This is a genomic window from Planococcus chinensis, from assembly GCF_020071995.1.
Lineage (GTDB): Bacteria > Bacillota > Bacilli > Bacillales_A > Planococcaceae > Planococcus > Planococcus chinensis_A.
Genome location: NZ_JABWTK010000002.1, coordinates 66,426 through 84,663, shown reverse-complemented (window position 1 = coordinate 84,663; position 18,238 = coordinate 66,426). Strand labels below are relative to the sequence as shown.

The 18,238-nt window shown below is 48.3% G+C and carries 18 protein-coding genes; 16 read left to right on the top strand and 2 right to left on the bottom strand.

Annotated features, from left to right (window positions below):
* Positions 1-45 precede the first annotated feature (45 nt).
* The gene (locus HU147_RS03510) at positions 46-1,710 is read right to left on the bottom strand and encodes an Rqc2 family fibronectin-binding protein (protein ID WP_224075285.1); all 1,665 of its coding nucleotides are present in this window, start codon (positions 1,708-1,710) and stop codon (positions 46-48) included.
* Between the two features lie 106 nt (positions 1,711-1,816).
* Here HU147_RS03510 and HU147_RS03505 point away from each other — a divergent pair, with 106 nt between their 5' ends.
* From HU147_RS03505 to HU147_RS03445, 13 genes are all read left to right on the top strand, one after another.
* Positions 1,817-2,101, top strand: coding sequence for an extracellular matrix/biofilm biosynthesis regulator RemA family protein (locus tag HU147_RS03505; RefSeq protein ID WP_224074935.1), 285 nt, complete (start codon positions 1,817-1,819; stop codon positions 2,099-2,101).
* 1 nt (position 2,102) lies between these two features.
* Positions 2,103-2,723 (top strand): guanylate kinase, encoded by a 621-nt coding sequence (gmk, locus tag HU147_RS03500; RefSeq protein ID WP_224074934.1) that lies wholly within the window; start codon positions 2,103-2,105, stop codon positions 2,721-2,723.
* Positions 2,723-2,947: a DNA-directed RNA polymerase subunit omega gene (gene rpoZ, locus HU147_RS03495; protein WP_224074933.1), complete on the top strand. Its 225-nt coding sequence runs from the start codon at positions 2,723-2,725 to the stop codon at positions 2,945-2,947. Before gmk ends, rpoZ begins: the two co-directional genes overlap by 1 nt.
* Before the next feature lie 74 nt (positions 2,948-3,021).
* Positions 3,022-4,227, top strand: coding sequence for a bifunctional phosphopantothenoylcysteine decarboxylase/phosphopantothenate--cysteine ligase CoaBC (gene coaBC, locus HU147_RS03490; RefSeq protein WP_224074932.1), 1,206 nt, complete (start codon positions 3,022-3,024; stop codon positions 4,225-4,227).
* Positions 4,217-6,613, top strand: a complete 2,397-nt coding sequence (priA, locus tag HU147_RS03485; protein ID WP_224074931.1) for a primosomal protein N' — start codon at positions 4,217-4,219, stop codon at positions 6,611-6,613. The genes coaBC and priA overlap by 11 nt, the downstream gene beginning before the upstream one ends.
* A gap of 17 nt (positions 6,614-6,630) precedes the next feature.
* Entirely contained in the window at positions 6,631-7,146 is a 516-nt protein-coding gene (gene def, locus HU147_RS03480) for a peptide deformylase (RefSeq protein ID WP_224074930.1), read from the top strand.
* On the top strand, positions 7,143-8,075 hold the full coding sequence (gene fmt / locus HU147_RS03475; RefSeq protein WP_224074929.1) for a methionyl-tRNA formyltransferase: 933 nt from the start codon (positions 7,143-7,145) through the stop codon (positions 8,073-8,075). Before def ends, fmt begins: the two co-directional genes overlap by 4 nt.
* Entirely contained in the window at positions 8,072-9,415 is a 1,344-nt protein-coding gene (gene rsmB / locus HU147_RS03470) for a 16S rRNA (cytosine(967)-C(5))-methyltransferase RsmB (protein ID WP_224074928.1), read from the top strand. The genes fmt and rsmB overlap by 4 nt, the downstream gene beginning before the upstream one ends.
* A 165-nt stretch (positions 9,416-9,580) precedes the next feature.
* Positions 9,581-10,330, top strand: a complete 750-nt coding sequence (locus HU147_RS03465) for a Stp1/IreP family PP2C-type Ser/Thr phosphatase (RefSeq protein ID WP_224074927.1) — start codon at positions 9,581-9,583, stop codon at positions 10,328-10,330.
* Positions 10,331-10,332: 2 nt separating this feature from the next.
* On the top strand, positions 10,333-12,303 hold the full coding sequence (gene pknB, locus HU147_RS03460) for a Stk1 family PASTA domain-containing Ser/Thr kinase (RefSeq protein ID WP_224074926.1): 1,971 nt from the start codon (positions 10,333-10,335) through the stop codon (positions 12,301-12,303).
* Between the two features lie 28 nt (positions 12,304-12,331).
* Entirely contained in the window at positions 12,332-13,228 is an 897-nt protein-coding gene (gene rsgA, locus HU147_RS03455; RefSeq protein WP_224074925.1) for a ribosome small subunit-dependent GTPase A, read from the top strand.
* Positions 13,221-13,886: a ribulose-phosphate 3-epimerase gene (gene rpe / locus HU147_RS03450; RefSeq protein ID WP_224074924.1), complete on the top strand. Its 666-nt coding sequence runs from the start codon at positions 13,221-13,223 to the stop codon at positions 13,884-13,886. Before rsgA ends, rpe begins: the two co-directional genes overlap by 8 nt.
* A complete protein-coding gene (locus HU147_RS03445; RefSeq protein ID WP_224074923.1) occupies positions 13,883-14,524 on the top strand; it encodes a thiamine diphosphokinase in 642 nt (213 codons plus the stop codon). Before rpe ends, HU147_RS03445 begins: the two co-directional genes overlap by 4 nt.
* Positions 14,525-14,712: 188 nt before the next feature.
* Here the strand turns inward: HU147_RS03445 and rpmB are convergent, their stop codons facing one another.
* Entirely contained in the window at positions 14,713-14,901 is a 189-nt protein-coding gene (gene rpmB, locus HU147_RS03440; RefSeq protein ID WP_036806766.1) for a 50S ribosomal protein L28, read from the bottom strand.
* Positions 14,902-15,121: 220 nt separating this feature from the next.
* On the opposite strand from rpmB, the gene HU147_RS03435 reads away from it, so the two are divergent.
* The 3 genes from HU147_RS03435 (at position 15,122) to sdaAB (ending at position 18,235) form a co-directional block, all read left to right on the top strand.
* On the top strand, positions 15,122-15,484 hold the full coding sequence (locus HU147_RS03435; protein ID WP_036806763.1) for an Asp23/Gls24 family envelope stress response protein: 363 nt from the start codon (positions 15,122-15,124) through the stop codon (positions 15,482-15,484).
* A gap of 21 nt (positions 15,485-15,505) precedes the next feature.
* On the top strand, positions 15,506-17,158 hold the full coding sequence (locus HU147_RS03430) for a DAK2 domain-containing protein (RefSeq protein WP_224074922.1): 1,653 nt from the start codon (positions 15,506-15,508) through the stop codon (positions 17,156-17,158).
* Positions 17,159-17,572: 414 nt separating this feature from the next.
* Positions 17,573-18,235, top strand: coding sequence for an L-serine ammonia-lyase, iron-sulfur-dependent subunit beta (sdaAB, locus tag HU147_RS03425; RefSeq protein ID WP_224074921.1), 663 nt, complete (start codon positions 17,573-17,575; stop codon positions 18,233-18,235).
* Positions 18,236-18,238: the final 3 nt, after the last annotated feature.

The following is an 18,238-nucleotide window of genomic DNA, read 5'->3' as shown; positions in this document are numbered from 1 at the left end:
CAGTGCAAATAAAAACAGGGAAGCTTTTGGCTTCCCCTTAAAATTTTATTTCTTTAATTTGATGACCAAGTCTTCATCCGGTGTAACAAACACCGTTTTTTGTTCAAAGTAGATGACGAAACCGGGTTTGGCGCCGTTCGGTTTTTTCACTTGGCGGACTTCTGTATAGTCGACCGGCACGGAACTTGATTCGCGCGCTTTGCTGAAGTAGGCCGCAATCGTCGCGGCTTCCATAATCGTTGTTTCGTCCGGATCGCTGGAATGGATAATGACGTGGGAGCCGGGAATGTCTTTTGTGTGCAGCCATGTGTCGGATTTCGAAGCGACTTTAAACGTCACATAATCGTTTTGTTTGTTGTTTTTGCCGACTGAAATCGGTACACCGGTGCTTGACACATACGGTTCAACAGACGGTTTGGTCGGTTTTTTCTTTTTCTTCGATTTCTGGGCTTTCATGAAGCCTTGTTCCGCCAGCTCTTCGCGGATTTCTTCGATGTCGGAGAGGCCCGCTTGCTGGACCTGCTGCATAAGTGTTTCAAAATACGCAATGTCTTCTTCGGTTTTTTCGATCTGCTCCTGTGTTTTGACTAAAGCTGTTTTCGCTTTCTGGTAGCGGGAATAATATTTCTGCGAGTTCTCAATCGGCGTTTTCCGCGGGTCGAGGGCAATCGTTACTTTTTCATCGTTGTAATAATTGTCGACTTCGATTTCTTTCGTGCCCTTTGTAATGCGGTGGATGTTCGCCATGATCAGTTCGCCGTTCAATTGCAGCTGGTCCCGTTTTTCTGCCTGGTCCTGCTCTTTTTTCAATTTTTTCAGCTTCAGTTTCAGTTTGGCGATTTCGTTTTGCAGCCAGCGCTCCAGGTCGCCGGCTTGCTGCTTGACGCGGTCGCGTTCCGCTTTGGCATAGTACATGCGGTCCAGCAATTCGCCGAGCGTCGGGAAAATCATTTCAGCTTCGCCGATATGCGTCAACGGTGTAGCCGAGAACGAACTTTTGCCATCAAGTTCAATGTAATGGCCCGTCGGCTGCTCTTTTGAAAAGTCAGCCAGGAACTGCTCAGCGATTTCTTGGCGATTTTCTCCTTGTGCCATTCGGTGGTGGAGTTCACGCGCATTCAGCGGTGAAAAGCCGGCAAAAGTGCTAACCAATTCTTTTTCCGTTAACCCTGCCAGTTCGCCAGGCGCTGCAAAGGGGTCTTTCTTTTCCTGTGAAGGCGGGAAGACGTAAGGCTGTCCGGGGAGCACCGTCCGGAACGAATTGACGCTCGGCGGCAAATGTTTCAGGCTGTCGAGGATCATATTACGTTCAGAATCCACGAGGATGATGTTCGAATGGCGGCCCATGATTTCCACATGCAGTTCGCGTTCAATATCGTCGCCGATTTCATTTTTGCCGCGAATTTTCAAGATGATCAGCCGATCCATTTCGTGCTGGATGACATCGGTGATCACGCCGCCTTCAATATGTTTGCGGAGCAGCATGCAAAACATCGGCGGTTCCGATGGATTGACGTTGGCCATCGCCGTCAAATGGATGCGTGAATAAGACGGGTGGATGGAAATCAATAATTTATGGTTTTTTCCTTGTGCACGAATTTGCAGCAACAGTTCTAGCTGATTGGGCTGATGAACTTTTGAAATTCTGCCTGACACGAGCTGTTGAAGCTCACGCGTCATCGCTTTTGTAAATAATCCATCAAATGCCATTAAAAATCCCTCTTTCAAATCGTTTTGTTCCATCTTATCATTTTCCCGGTGTATTATGATATAATAAGACAGTTAGAAAGAAAACGAAGAACAAAGATCAGCAACAATGGCGGTGATGGATTTGAAGAAATCGGTGAAATTTATCTCTCTTGGTGGCGGCAATGCCGTTTCGGTAAGCCGGATTGTTTCAATCGTGACGCCGGATTCTGCACCGTCGAAACGGCTGGTCCAAGAAGCACGGGGGAAAGGCCTGTTGATTGATGCCACTGGAGGAAAAAAGACCAAGTCCATTTTTATCATGGACAGCGACCATGTGGTGATTTCCGCGGTATCTGCTGAAACAGTGATTGCCCGTGCGGAAGAAAATGACGACGAGATGAATGAGGGATAAGATGAGAAAACAACGCGGACTGCTGATCGTATTATCAGGGCCTTCGGGTGTCGGCAAAGGCACTGTAAGAAAAGCGCTGTTCTCGCAGCCAAATACAAACTATGAATACTCCATTTCCATGACGACGCGGTCTCCCCGTGAAGGCGAAGTGGATGAAGTGGATTACTTCTTCAAGACGCGCAGCGAATTTGAAGAATTGATCGAACAGGACCAACTGCTCGAATGGGCGGAGTTTGTCGGGAATTACTACGGCACACCACTTGAATACGTCAATAAAATGCGCGATGCCGGGCGTGACGTTTTCCTTGAAATTGAAGTCCAGGGAGCGGCGCAAGTGCGTGCGAAAGTTCCGGACGGCTTGTTCATCTTCCTGGCGCCGCCAAGTTTATCGGAATTGGAAGAACGGCTGGTCGGCCGCGGCACAGAATCGGACGCTGTCATTGCTTCCCGCCTCCAGGCTGCAAGGCAGGAGCTTGAAATGATGAATTTGTACGATTATGTCGTGGAAAACGATTTGGTGGAACACGCATGCGAGCGCATCAATGCCATCATTATTGCTGAACACTGCAAACGGGAACGAGTAGAAAAAAGATATTTTGATATGCTAAAGGAGAATGTATAATGTTATATCCATCCGTTGATAAGTTAAAAAGCCAGGTCAATTCAAAGTATTCACTAGTTGCTCTTGCATCGAAGCGTGCCCGTCAATTGCACGAACACAGCGACGAGAAGCTGGACAAATATGTTTCAGCCAAATCGGTCGGAAAAGCGCTTGAAGAAGTTGCTGCCGGCGCATTGAAACCGGAACATCAAGATGAATTTGCAATTTATGAAGATGAAATTTAACCATTAATCGCAACAGACGACTCCCAGAGCAAACTTGTTCTTTGGGAGTTTGTTGTTTAGAAAGGGTGTTTACGTTGTTGGCGAATCGTAAAATCTTATTGTGTGTAAGCGGAGGAATTGCTGTATACAAAGCGGTTGCGCTTGTCAGCAAGCTGTCTCAGGCTGGAGCAACCGTAAAAGTCATCATGACGGAGTCCGCACGGCAGTTTGTCCAGCCGTTGTCATTCCAAGTCATGTCCAGAAACGATGTTTATTACGATACATTCGATGAAAAAGACTCTTCGGTCATTGCGCATATCGACCTTGCCGACTGGGCGGATCTAATCATTGTCGCGCCGGCAACCGCCAATGTCATCGGCAAATTGGCCAACGGCATTGGAGACGATATGCTGACTACGACGCTGCTTGCAGCGACTGCTCCGATATGGGTGGCACCTGCGATGAACGTGCATATGTACGACCATCCGGCTGTCAAACGAAATATCCAACAACTGCATGACGACGGCATCCGTTTCATTGAACCGTCTGAAGGGTTTCTTGCCTGCGGCTACGTGGGCAAAGGACGGCTGGAAGAGCCTGAGAAAATTACTGCGCTGGTAGCGGATTATTTTGCTCGTCCGAAATTGCTGGCTGGGAAAAAAGTGGTCGTAACAGCAGGACCGACGCGCGAGCGGATTGATCCGGTCCGCTTTTTAACCAATTTTTCCAGCGGCAAAATGGGCTACGCGATGGCAGAAGCTGCAGCTGAAATGGGAGCAGAGACCGTGCTCATCAGTGGACCGGTCACACTTCCCGTGCCAAAAGGGGTTCAGCGGATTTTTGTTGAAAGCGCGGAAGATATGCTGAATGCGGTAGATGCACAATACGAAACGACGGATGTTGTCATCAAAACAGCGGCCGTGGCTGATTACCGGCCGATTGATGTCCATCATCAGAAAATGAAGAAACAGGCAGGCGGTTCCACGCTCGAGCTGGAACGCACCACCGATATTTTGCAGCATCTCGGAAAAACCAAAACCCATCAGCTTTTGATCGGTTTTGCAGCGGAAACCAATGATGTGGGGCATTACGCAAAAGACAAATTGGAACGGAAAAACGCGGATTATATCATTGCCAACGACGTCAGCGAAGCACAGGCCGGATTTGAATCAGATACGAACCGCGTGACGGTTTACGGCAAAGAAGGTTTTGAACGGTCATTCGATATGATGCCGAAATTGGAGCTGGCCCGCCAAGTGCTTCAATTAATTATGGAAAAGGAAGATCTGCATGATCGCTGAAGTCATTGTCGACGTTGCTGCGCATCCCATTGACCGGCCTTTTGACTATGCCATCCCGCCTCACCTGCAAGTGCTGGTGGAGCCTGGCATGCGCGTAAAAGTTCCATTCGGCCCCCGAAAAGTGCTCGGCTTTATCACCGCGATAAAAGAAACGTCCGAATTTGATCCGGCCCGCTTAAAACCGATCCATGAATTGATGGACGTCGTTCCTGTATTGAATGATGAATTATTGGAAATGGCCAAATGGATGAAAATCCAGACGGTCTGTTTTGAAATCGATGCGCTGCAAGTGATGATTCCTTCGGCGCTCCGGGCAAAATACGAAAAGCGTTTTGTGCTGAATGCCCCGTTGGAAGACATTGCTGAACCGCTGCGGGTATATTTTGAAAAGCGTCCGTTTGTGCGTTCGCAGGATGCAGTTGAAGTATACGATTTGCTGAAAAAGGAATTAGACCGGGGCACTATCGTTGCCGATACGGATATTTCCCAGCAGACGGCGGTTAAAAAAGTCCGCATGATCCATATTGCGGATTCCCTCGAGAAACTGGAGAGCATTGAAATCCGTTCCAACGCCAAGCAGCAAGTAAAGCTGATGGAGTATATGAAAAATCATGCAGGAAAAGCCATTGAATCGTCCCGGCTGCAAAAAGAAGCAGGCGTTTCACTGCCTACAATCTACGGGTTGGTTGAAAAAGGCGCGGCTACCATAAATAATGAAGAATCTTACCGCGATCCGATGCTGGAGGCGACAATTGAACAGAAACAGTCGCTCAAGCTTACCGAAGCACAGCAGACGGCATTTGATGCCATCGAACGGTCGCTGAACACTCCTAAAACCTTCCTGCTTCACGGCATCACAGGAAGCGGCAAAACCGAGATTTACCTTCAGACAATCGATCAAGTGCTGAAAGAAGGAAAAGAAGCCATTATGCTCGTTCCGGAAATTTCCCTGACGCCGCAAATGACGCTGCGTTTTAAAGAGCGCTTCGGCGATCTCGTGGCGGTGCTGCACAGCGGCTTATCAGCAGGGGAGAAATACGATGAGTGGCGGAAAATCCAGCGCGCGGAAGTGAAAGTGGTGGTCGGGGCACGATCCGCCATTTTTGCGCCGTTCCAAAACCTGGGATTGATCATTCTGGATGAAGAACACGAATCGAGCTACAAGCAGGACGACTCTCCGCGCTACCATGCACGCGATGTCGCTATTTGGCGCAGCGAACAGCATAATTGCCCGGTCATACTTGGCAGCGCCACGCCGTCGCTGGAATCGTATGCACGCGCACAAAAAGGCGTCTACGAGCTGCTGGTTCTTGAAAAACGGGCGAAAAACCAGCCATTGCCGGATGTCCAGATCATCGATATGCGCGAAGAACTGCGAAACGGCAACCGTTCGATGTTCTCGATTCCGCTGGCCGAAGCAATTCGTAAACGGCTTGAGAGAAAAGAGCAAGTGGTTTTATTCCTTAACAAACGGGGCTATTCTTCGTTTGTCCTGTGCCGCGACTGCGGAACGGTCATGCAATGTCCGAATTGTGATATTTCACTCACGTACCACCGCTCAAGCGAATTGATGAAATGCCATTATTGCGGCTATGACGAACCGGTGCCGCATATCTGTCCGGAATGTGAAAGCGAACACATCCGATTTTTCGGGACAGGCACGCAAAAAGTGGAAGAAGAATTGGCGAAATTGGTCCCGGAAGCCCGCGTACTGCGGATGGATGTGGATACGACCCGGAACAAAGGCGCCCATGAAAAAATCCTGTCGGCGTTCGGCGATGGGAAAGCGGATATTCTGCTGGGTACCCAGATGATTGCCAAAGGGCTCGATTTCCCGAACATTACTTTAGTCGGTGTATTATCGGCGGATACGACTTTGCATTTGCCGGATTTCCGGGCTGCAGAGAAGACCTACCAGCTGCTGACGCAAGTAAGCGGCCGGGCAGGGCGCGACATTTTGCCGGGTGAAGTGTATGTCCAGTCGTATACACCGGAGCATTACGCGATCACGCTGGCAAAAGACCAATTATATGAACCGTTTTATGACCAGGAAATGGCGATGCGAAGAGCAAGCGGCTATCCGCCGTATTACTACGTCGTGAACATCCAGTTTACCCACGAAGACTTGATGACCGTTGCCGGTTATGCGGACCAGTCTGTCCGCTACCTGCAGTCCGAGTTGTCAGCCAGCACGATTATTATCGGGCCATCGGCGTCGCTCATTGCCCGTGTGAACAATAGATATCGCTATCAATGTTTGATAAAATACAAAAAAGAACCGAAACTTGCGGATGTCCTGCAGCAACTGATCAAAATCTACCGCTCCGAGTGGCTGAAAAAAGGCGCGACGCTGTCGATTGATATGAATCCGACATCCGTGATGTAAAGAAAAGAGGATCCCAAATGACTATACTCAATATTGTGAAACACCCGAATGAAATTTTGGAAAAGAAATGCCTGACAGTGACCAAATTCGATAAAAAGCTCGCTGTCTTATTGGATGATATGCATGAAACGATGATTGCCAATGATGGCGTCGGAATTGCCGCTCCGCAAGTCGGCGTTGACCAGCGCGTTGCCATCGTTGATTTTGGCGAAGGGCAGGAGCCGATTGAAATGGTCAATCCGGAGTTGGCGCTTTTTGAAGGCCTCGATACGGATGTAGAAGGCTGCTTGAGTTTCCCGGGAATCTTCGGGGAAGTGGAACGTCCGGACCACATCAAAATCAAAGCCCAGGAACGGGACGGTTCTTGGTATGAATTGGAAGCGGAAGGGTACGAAGCGCGCGCAATTTTGCACGAGATGGACCATTTGGATGGCATCTTGTTCACCAGCAAAATTTCGAAATACGTCACTCAGGAAGAGCTGGACGCCATGATTGCTGAAGCGGCTGCCATAGAAGAGGAGGAATCGGTTTGACCAAGATCGTTTTCATGGGGACGCCGGCTTTTTCGGCCCCCATTCTTCGCATGCTCGTAGAAGAAGGCTATGACGTCGTTTCCGTGGTCACGCAGCCGGACCGGCCTGTCGGACGCAAAAAAGTGATGACGCCGACGCCGGTAAAAGAAGAAGCGCTGCGCCTTGGCCTTCCGGTCTACCAGCCTGAAAAACTGAAAAATCCCGAAGAACTGCAGCATGTCCTAGATTTGGCTCCGGACTTGATTGTGACAGCCGCTTTTGGCCAGATTTTGCCAAGCGAAGTGCTTGAGGCGCCGAAGCTCGGGGCGATCAATGTCCATGCGTCGCTTCTTCCTGCTTACCGCGGAGGCGCGCCGATCCACCAGGCGATTATGGACGGGCAAACCGAAACGGGCGTTACGATCATGTATATGGTCGACCGGCTCGATGCAGGGGACATCATTTCCCAAGTTACGGTGCCGATCGGCAAGACCGACCATACGGGAATCATGTTCGATAAACTGAGTGTGGCCGGTATGGAATTGCTGAAAGAAACGTTGCCTTCCATTATAAACGGGACCAATGAGCGCATTCCGCAGAACGAAGTGGAAGTGACTTATGCCCGCAACATTTCCCGCGAACAGGAACGCATTGATTGGGCGTTGTCAGCTGAATCCATCTACAACCAGGTACGCGGCTTGCATCCGTGGCCTGTGGCGTTCACTACGTACAAGGAACAGAACATGAAAATCTGGTGGGCCGAAGAACGGGATTCTACAAAAAGCGGCAAGCCCGGCGAAGTGCTGGAATTGGCGAATGACGCCATTCTGGTTCAGACGGGCAAAGGCGTTCTGGCCATTACGGAATTGCAGCCGGCCGGCAAAAAGCGGATGTCTGCCACCGATTATTTAAAAGGACCCAAAATCCAGGCAGGAGATTTATTCGAATGAAAAATAAAAAATTACAAGGCAACGTAAGAGATGCTGCTTTTTCTATCCTGTGGGCGGTCGAGAACAAGCAGGCATACAGCAATTTGCTGCTGCACCAGACGATTCAAAGCCACGGCATTGCGGATAAAAACAAAGGCTTGCTGACCGAAATCACCTACGGCACGCTGCAGCACCAAATGACGCTCGATTACTATTTGGAACCATACCTGAAAGGCAAAATCGAGCCGTGGGTAAAAACATTGCTGCGCATGTCGTTGTACCAGATTGTTTATTTGGACCGGATCCCTGCCCATGCAGTTGTCCATGAAGCAGTGGAAATCGCCAAACGGCGCGGCCACGGTGGTGTAGCTTCTGTGGTCAACGGAGTTCTTCGGTCCGTTCAGCGCAGCGGCGTCCGTTCGTTCAACACGATCAGCGATCCGTATGAAAAGATTGCCATTGAAACGAGCCACCCGCTTTGGATGATCAAACGATGGGCGGAACAGTTCGGATTGGAAAAGACGCGCGAAATGGCGTTGGAGAACAACAAAATCCCACCGCAGACGGTACGCGTCAACACGGTTCGGGCAACACCGGCAGAAGTGATTGAAATGCTGGAATCGGAAGGGCTGGAAGCGGTGCAAAGCGAACTGGTTCCGGAATGCCTCATTGTCACGAACGGCCAGCCGGCCAAGACGGCGACTTTTGAAAAAGGCTTTATCACGATTCAGGATGAAAGCTCGATGCTGCCGGCATACGCCTTGCAGGTAGCGCCGAATATGCAAGTCCTGGACATGTGCGCAGCGCCAGGCGGCAAAACGACCCATATTGCAGAAAAAATGCAGAACACAGGTCAATTGTTCGCGATGGATCTCCACCAGCACAAAATTAAGCTGATTGATGAAACGGCGAAGCGCCTTGGCCATACGGTCATTGAAACCGAAGTGGGCGACGGCAAAAAAAGCGTCGAACGCTTTGGAACCGAAAAATTCGACCGCATCCTTGTCGATGCACCGTGCAGCGGGCTTGGCGTCATCAAGCGCAAACCGGATATTAAATACACCAAAAAAGAAGCGGATTTTACGCGTCTCCAGGAAATCCAGTTGGAGCTGCTTGATCAGGCTTCACAGTTATTAAAAACGGATGGCATCATGGTATACAGCACGTGTACGGTGGACTCGATTGAAAACCGGGGAACAGCTGAGAAATTTTTGAAAGACCATCCCGATATGGAAAAAATCGAAGTGGCCTTGCCCGAAGCTCTTGGGCTTAAAAACACCGGCTTTGTCCAGATTTTTCCGCAGGATTTCGGCGGCGACGGATTCTTTATCTCGGCTTTCCGGAAAAAAGCAACGGCATAAAGTGAAACTTAATCAGTGGGGTTTTTCATTCCCCACTGATTATTAGTTGAAGCAATCAGACTTTTATGGTCAGTGGACCTCACGCTTGGAGAAGTGGGAGTCATACTGCCCGTTAAAACGGGATAAAATCCAAGCAATAACAGTCAAGAAACGGGGGAACGGGATTTGTTTCAGTACGTCATGGAAAGTGATACTGGCAGAAAACGCAAAATAAACGAGGACCGCGTCGGTGTTCTTCGACGGCCGAATGGGCTTTTGCTGGCTATCGTAGCCGATGGCATGGGCGGACATAACGCAGGGGATATCGCAAGCGAATTGACGGTATCAACACTTGGCAGGCTCTTTACGGAAGAAAGTTCAGAAGCCTTATTGACCGTGGACCAGCGAAAAGCCTGGCTTTCACACAATGTCCAGTACGTGAATCGCCTCGTTTATGAATACGCACTGAACCATCCGGACTGCAAAGGGATGGGCACAACACTGATAGCGGCACTGATTGACCAGGACGACTGCGTGATGTGCCATATCGGCGACAGCCGGGCGTACGTCATTAACGGAGCAGTCGAGCAATTGACGCGCGACCATTCCTACGTCAATGTGCTGGTGGACAGCGGAGAAATCAGTGAGGAAGAAGCGGAAGACCATCCCAAGAAAAACTGGATTGTCAAAGCGCTTGGCACCGATCCGGAAATTGACGGGGAGATCCTTCATTTCTCCTTAGAGACTTCTTCTTATTTGTTGATCTGCTCGGACGGTTTAAGCAATAAAATATCGAAAAAAGACATCGCATCAATCGTACTTTCTGCTATCCCGCTTTCCCAAAAAGGGGAAGAAATGGTGAAACTCGCGAATGAACTGGGAGGAGAAGACAATATTTCCTTTGTCCTTCTTTCCTCAAAGGCTGAGGAGGTATAGCCATGTTGATCGGCAGAAGTATAAACGGCCGTTATAAAATATTGGAATTGATTGGCGGCGGCGGAATGTCGAATGTCTATCTGGCACATGACATGATTCTCGACCGCGACATCGCCATTAAAATTTTGAGATATGATTTTTCAAACGAAGAAGAACTGCAGCGCCGTTTTCAGCGGGAAGCACTGTCGACGACGAGTCTGGCGCATCCGAATATCGTTAATATATTCGATGTCGGCGAAGAAGAGTCCATCCACTATCTGGTGATGGAATATGTACCGGGCAGCACTTTAAAAGAATACATAATCGATCACTCACCGGTGAGCCCTGAAGAAGCGGTTAAGATTATGACTCAATTGACGTCAGCGCTCGCTCATGCGCATCAAAACCAGATTGTCCACCGGGACATCAAACCGCAGAACATTTTAATGGACCAGGAAGGCAATGTGAAAATCAGTGATTTTGGCATTGCGATGGCGCTCAGCGCAACTTCCTATACGCAAACCAATTCCGTTCTTGGCACCGTCCATTATTTGTCTCCGGAACAAGCGCGCGGAGGCACCGCCAATAAGAAATCGGATATTTATTCACTCGGCATCGTCATGTATGAATTGTTGACGGGGCAATTGCCGTTTTCAGGCGAATCCGCCGTATCGATTGCATTGAAGCATTTGCAGACCGAAACGCCTTCTTTAAAGAAATTAGTCCCTTCCTTGCCGCAAAGCCTTGAAAACATTGTATTAAAGGCGACAGCTAAAAATCCGCAGCACCGCTACCAGTCGGCGGATGAAATGCAGGAAGATATCGCTACAGCCCTGCTGCCAGAACGTTTGGACGAACCGAAGTTCACAGTTCCGGTTGACCAGGATGAAACAAAAGCGATGCCTATTATTAAAGACCGGGTAACGTATGAAAGTATGGAAAAAACGAAAGAACTAAAACCGGCTGCTGCCAAATCGGCACCATCACCTGAACCGCCTAAGAAAAAGAAGAAAAAAGGGCCGCTGATTGCCGGGATTATCGGGTTATTGATCCTCGCAGGTTTGATAACGGCACTTGCTTTCCCTGACATGTTCGGCCCGAGGCAAGTGGCTGTTCCGGACATTTCGGGATTGGAACGCGACGAGGCCGTCGAAGAGTTGCAGGCAGTCGGCTTTGTAATCGGGGAAGAGGAACGGCGGCCTTCAGAAGAAATTGAAGAAGGCCATGTGATCCGGACCATTCCGGAAGCTGGCAAAATGCGCGACCGTGAATCAGCGATTCAATTGTTTGTCAGCACCGGGAAAGAATCGAAGGAATTTGCTGATTATGTTGGCCGTGACATCGAACAGACAATGGAATTGCTGGATGGCGAGAATTTCAAATCCGTCGAACAAGTCGAAGAGTTTTCCGATGAACCGGAAGGAACCATTCTCGAACAGGAACCAAGAGCCGGCGAGGAAGTCATTGTCTCGGAAACGGATGTTGAATTTGTAGTCAGCAAAGGAAAAGATATGCGCACCGTTGAGAATATAATCGGATATACAGAAGACGATTTAAATGAGTATGCGAGATCTTCAGGCTTTAATATCCGCATCATCGGCGAAGAAGCTTCTGAAAACGCGCCGGAAGGCACTGTGTTGAGCCAGAACCCGGCTGCAGACCAACAGCTGGAAGCGGGCAGCACAATTGAAGTGGTTATGTCTTCAGGCAAAGCAGCACTGCCGCTCAAAACGTATATCCACACCGTGGAAATTCCGTATGAGCCGGCAGAACCAGCGGCAGAAGGCGAAGAAGCGGCACCGCAAACGGTGCAAATTTATATTCAGGACCAAAGCAATACGATGGTTGAACCGGTCGAGGAATTCACCATTACAGGGGACGAATCCCGCAAAATCGAATTGCAGATTGCCGAAGGCGGAAGCGCCACATACCGGATTATCCGTGACTCTACGGTGATTATGGAAGAAACCATTGCCTACGACAGCGTCGAGTAATGTTAAATGAAAAGGAGTGAAAGCAAGCATGCCGAAAGGTCAAATTAGAAAAGCGCTAAGCGGTTTTTATTATGTTCTGGACGAAAATGGGGAACGCTATATCCAGTGCAGAGGCCGGGGAGTATTCCGCAACCGGCAAATATCGCCATTAGTCGGAGATTTCGTGGACTATGAAGCTGACAATGACTTAGAAGGAACCATCACAGTTGTCCACAAACGGAAAAATGAATTAGTGCGCCCGCCCATTTCAAATATCGACCAGGCCATCCTTGTTTTTTCTGCAAAACAGCCGGACTTCCATCCTTTGCTGCTGGACCGTTTTTTAACGGCGATTGAGCAGCATGGCATCAAGCCGGTGATTTGCCTGACGAAAATGGATTTGTTGAAAGACAATGAAAAAGAAAAACTGGAAAGTTTCATCTCGGATTATGAAAAAATCGGCTATGAAGTCATTCCGACCTTTAAGGGAGACCCCAGTTTACAAGAGCGCCTGATGCCTGTATTGGAAGGGAAGATCAGTGTATTGGCTGGCCAGTCCGGTGTAGGGAAATCAACGATGCTCAATACCATCCTGCCGGCGTTGGAACTTAAGACGGACGATATTTCCAAAGCGCTGAACCGGGGCAAGCACACGACCCGCCACGTTGAACTAATTGAAGTGAACAACGGTTTACTGGCAGATACACCAGGCTTCAGTTCATTTGACTTTGACACGATTGAAAAAGAGGAATTGTCCGGGTGTTTCCCTGAAATGGCAGAACGTTCGAACAGCTGCAAATTCAGGGAATGCCTTCATTTGAATGAGCCGAAATGCGCCATCAAGGCAGCTGTAGAAGCCAACGAAATACCGGAATACCGTTATAAGCATTACTTGAAGTTTTTAGAAGAAATAATGAGCCGAAAGCCGAGGTATACAAATGATTAAAATCGCCCCATCCATATTAGCAGCAGATTTTTCGAAATTGGGCCAGGAAGTTCTGGAAGTGGAACAAGCTGGAGCGGATTGGATCCATATTGATGTAATGGACGGCCACTTTGTGCCGAATATTTCTTTTGGCGCCGTTGTAGTAGATGCGCTTCGTCCTCTGACAAACCTTCCATTGGACGTTCACTTGATGATTGAAAATCCTGATCGTTATATCGAAGATTTCGCCAATGCCGGAGCGGATTATATTACCGTTCATGTGGAAGCGGCTCCTCATCTTCACCGCACCATCCAGCTGATCCGTTCACTGGGCGTTAAGCCGGGAGTTGTCTTGAACCCGCATACACCGATTGAAACGATCCAGCACGTACTCGAAGACATTGATTTGGTCCTATTTATGACTGTGAACCCAGGGTTTGGCGGCCAGAAGTTCATCCATTCTGTCGTTCCGAAAATTGAGCACTTGTCTCAGATAATTCGTGAGCGAGGATTGGATATCGAAATCCAAATCGACGGCGGCATCAATGAAGAAACCATTGTACCGTGCGCAAAAGCCGGAGCGAATGTCTTTGTCGCCGGCTCTGCCATCTATAGCCAAAAAGACCGTGCAGCAGCCTTGCAGGGAATCAAACAAGCGGGAGAAGAGGCGATCGTGTGATTGTCGTAGTGAACGCCGGAGGCCCTGTAAAGGAGCTTCCTGATTTTTCCTTATGGCCTTCTGCTTCCTATATTGGAGTGGATGCCGGAACCATTGTACTGCTTGAGCGGGGCATTCAGCCTGCAGCAGCGGTTGGTGACTTCGATTCAGTGTCAGCAGCGGAAATGGCAAAGATTAAAAAGCTTTTTCCGAAATTGAACCAGGCAGCAGCCGAAAAAGATGAAACCGATACAGAACTGGCCCTGGAGAAAGCGATGGAGTTTTCTCCAGACACCGTCATTGTGACAGGTGTAACCGGCGGCCGTCTGGACCATTACATGAGCGCGCTTCATGCCATCTATAAATACCAGGAAAAATTTCAGGATACCAGCTTTGTACTGGTCAACCGGCAGAATCGCATCCGTTTTTTGGCTCCCGGCACTCACCGGATCCAGCCAGACCTGAATTACCGCTATATCTCATTTTATCCTTTTGCCCAGGAAGTCCGGGGCTTTAAACTGGAAAAGTTCAAGTACGAAGTGGACGATGAAGTGATTCCGTTTGGCTCAACACGTTTCATCAGCAATGAGCTGGAAACAGAAGGCATCGTTTCTTTTGCAAGCGGAAGCTGCATCGTCATCGAGAGTACGGACCAGTAGGTGTGCGAGCCGGCAGTTTTATGGAACAACGCAAAAAAGATTCCGGAATGTCTAATCCGGAATCTTTTTTAGTTTAATAGAATGATGAAATTATAGTGCTGGCTCTGTTTCTTTTAAAGAAGTCTGCTGGCTGACCATGAAAAAATGCCAGGCCGACGAATGTCAGACCTGGCATTATTCATGAGCGATTATACGCGCTCAACTTTTCCTGATTTCAATGCTCTCGCAGAAACCCATACACGTTTCGGTTTACCGTCTACAAGGATACGAACTTTTTGAAGGTTTGCTCCCCATGTACGTTTGCTCGAATTCATCGCGTGCGAACGGTTGTTTCCTGCACGAGCTTTGCGTCCACTAACTGCACATACTTTAGGCATGTAAGTCCCTCCTCACAAGTGAAGCTGAAAATTATAATAGAATTTCAGTTCGTTTTTCGTTTCACATACTTTAATAATTTACCATAGACATTTAGGCATTGCAACTAATTTTCGCATGTCTTTCAAGAAAAAAGCCTTTACACCCAAACAGCGCCTTTTCAGGTATAATGGTTTCATGTAGAATGAAAAGAGTGAAATAGGACTCAAGGAGGAATTCTTAATGTCGATTGAATTGAAAAACGAATATGGCCAAATCGATATTTCCAATGATGTAATCGCTCAGATTGCAGGCGGGGCAGCTATTGAATGTTACGGAATCGTAGGAATGGCTACTAAACATCAAATCAGAGATGGTTTAACAGATATTTTGCGCAAAGAGAATTTCGCGAAAGGCGTCATCGTCCGCCAGGAAGATAAAGATTTGATCATTGATATGTATGTCATTATCAGCTATGGAACGAAGATTTCTGAAGTTGCTTATCAAGTGCAATCCAAAGTGAAATATACCATTACGAAGACCCTTGGCATGCCAGTTAAAGCGGTCAACATTTACGTGCAGGGAGTTCGAGTCACGAACCCGTAGTATGAGGAGGAAGAAACGGCTATGAAGTCATTAAATGGAAATCAGTTCGCGGATATGGTGGAAATGGGATCTCACCATCTTTACCAAAACGCGGATTATGTTGATGCATTGAACGTTTTTCCAGTGCCGGACGGCGATACTGGAACGAATATGAACTTATCAATGACATCAGGTGCAAAAGAAACAAAAGCGAATGCACAAGAGCATGTCGGCAAAACCGCAGGGGCTTTGTCTAAAGGATTATTGATGGGCGCGCGTGGAAATTCAGGCGTTATTTTGTCTCAATTATTCCGTGGATTCGGCAAGTACATTGCAAATGAATCCGAGCTGTCTGCGGCGAAACTTGCGGAAGCGCTTCAGCACGGCGTTGAAACAGCTTATAAAGCGGTGATGAAGCCGGTAGAGGGAACGATTCTGACGGTAGCAAAAGATGCAGCGGCCAAAGGCATGGAACTGGCCAAAACAGAAGAAGACATTATCGTGTTGTTTGAAGCGGTTGTAGAAGAAGCCAAAGCTTCATTGGAACGCACACCTGACCTTCTTCCCGTGCTAAAAGAAGTCGGCGTAGTGGACAGCGGCGGCCAAGGGCTCGTTTATGTCTATGAAGGCTTTTTGGCATCGTTAAAAGGGGAAGCGCTGCCAGAAAAGCATGCCCATAATACAATGGATGACCTGGTCAGTGCAGAGCACCATAAAAACATCGCCGGTTTCATGGATACGGCGGATATTGAATTCGGGTATTGCACAGAATTCATGGTTAAGTTCGAATCAGGCAAAAAAGAATTCAACGAAGCTGAATTCCGGACAGACTTGAGCGCTTATGGCGATTCGTTGCTTGTCATTTCAGATGATGAAATTGCCAAGATCCACATCCACTCCGAAGAGCCTGGAAAAGTACTTACATATGGCCAAAATTACGGCAGCTTAATTTCAATGAAAATTGAAAATATGCGCCAGCAGCACATTGACATTGTAGGGGAAGACTTCCACAAAAATGCACGGAAAGAATCGGCGAAGCATCCTTACGCTGTAGTGACAGTAGCTATGGGCGAAGGCATTGCGGACTTATTGCGCAGCATCGGCGCATCCTACGTCATTGAAGGCGGGCAGACGATGAACCCTTCTACGGAAGACATTGTCAATGCCGTCAAATCAATCGAAGCGGAACGCGTACTGATTCTTCCGAACAATAAAAACATCATCATGGCAGCAGAACAAGCGGCAGAACTTCTTGAAATTGAAGCGGCCGTAGTTCCGACAAAAGATGTGCCCCAAGGAATGGCTGCTTTACTGGCATTCAATCCGGAAGCAACGGTTGAAGACAACCATAAAACAATGACGCAAGCCTCAAAACAAGTGAAAACCGGCTCTGTAACCTTTGCAGTCCGCGACACGGCGATTGACGGTGTTGAGATCAAGAAAGATGACTTTATGGGCATCTCGGAAGGCAAAATCGTTATTTCTGACACAAGCCTGGAGCGGGTGACAGAAGAATTGGTGAAGAAATTGGTGGATGAGGAAGCCGAAATCGTGACCATTCTCTACGGGGAAGATGTGACGGAAGCGGACGCTGAAAAGCTTGCTGGATTCATTGAAACATTAAATGAAGAAGTGGAAGTCGAAATCCACAACGGCAAACAGCCGCTTTACCCTTATATTTTATCAGTTGAATAATAGACAGAAGGCGCATGCTCCGGCATGCGCCTTGAGCTTGTAGATAAAAGAATTTTAATGCTTAAAAGATGAATGAACATCCGCCCGGACATGTCGGATCCTCCGTTTCAGCCGGACGCGTTCCGCGGGCTCGCGCCGAACTAACTCGGAACTGGCGTCCCGAGTGGATTTCAGCACTTCGCTATCCCGCTGGAGTCGCCGGCTTTCACTTCGGTTCCTTAACGTGTAGGCTACTCAAAGGGTGCCACTTTTCTTCTACAACCAGATGGTTGGTTTTATGCATTTCTATTCATTTCATTTATACTTTGTCTACAGTCTGAAGGTGCATGCTCCGGCATGCGCCTTTTATTTTTGTTAATTGTGGCAATATCATGTAAAATGAGAGTCAAGTACTGAAGGGAAGGGGTTTGGGCAATGAAGTTCAAATCTGTTTTTGATATCATAGGACCGGTCATGATTGGTCCCTCTTCTTCACACACCGCGGGAGCGGCACGTATCGGGAGAGTAGCGAGAGATTTATTCGGGCGCCAGCCAAAATGGGCAAAGATCCATTTATACGGCTCGTTTGCCGAAACATACAAAGGACACAGCACAGACGTCGCCATTGTGGGAGGTCTGCTTGACTATGATACATTTGATGAGCGCATCAAAACTTCGTTTGAAGAAGCGCAAAAAGTGGGCATGGAGTTTGAATTCATCCCGGAGACAGGCCATGTGGAACATCCGAACACGGCAAGAATCGTTCTTGGCGATGAGCTTTCTGAAATGTCGCTGATGGGCATTTCCATTGGCGGGGGGAAAATTGAAATCACGGAATTGAACGGTTTTCCGCTGCGTTTATCAGGGGAACATCCGGCGATACTAGTGGTCCATGATGACCGTTCAGGGTGCATTGCCAATGTGGCAAACTGCTTATACAAATACGACATCAATATCGGCCATATGGAAGTTTCCCGAAAAGAAAAAGGGCGTATGGCGCTTATGGTAATAGAAGTGGATCAAAACGTCGATAAAGAAGTGATGGATGAGCTAGCTGAGCTCCCTAACATTACTCAAGTGACGCGGATCGCTGATTGAGAA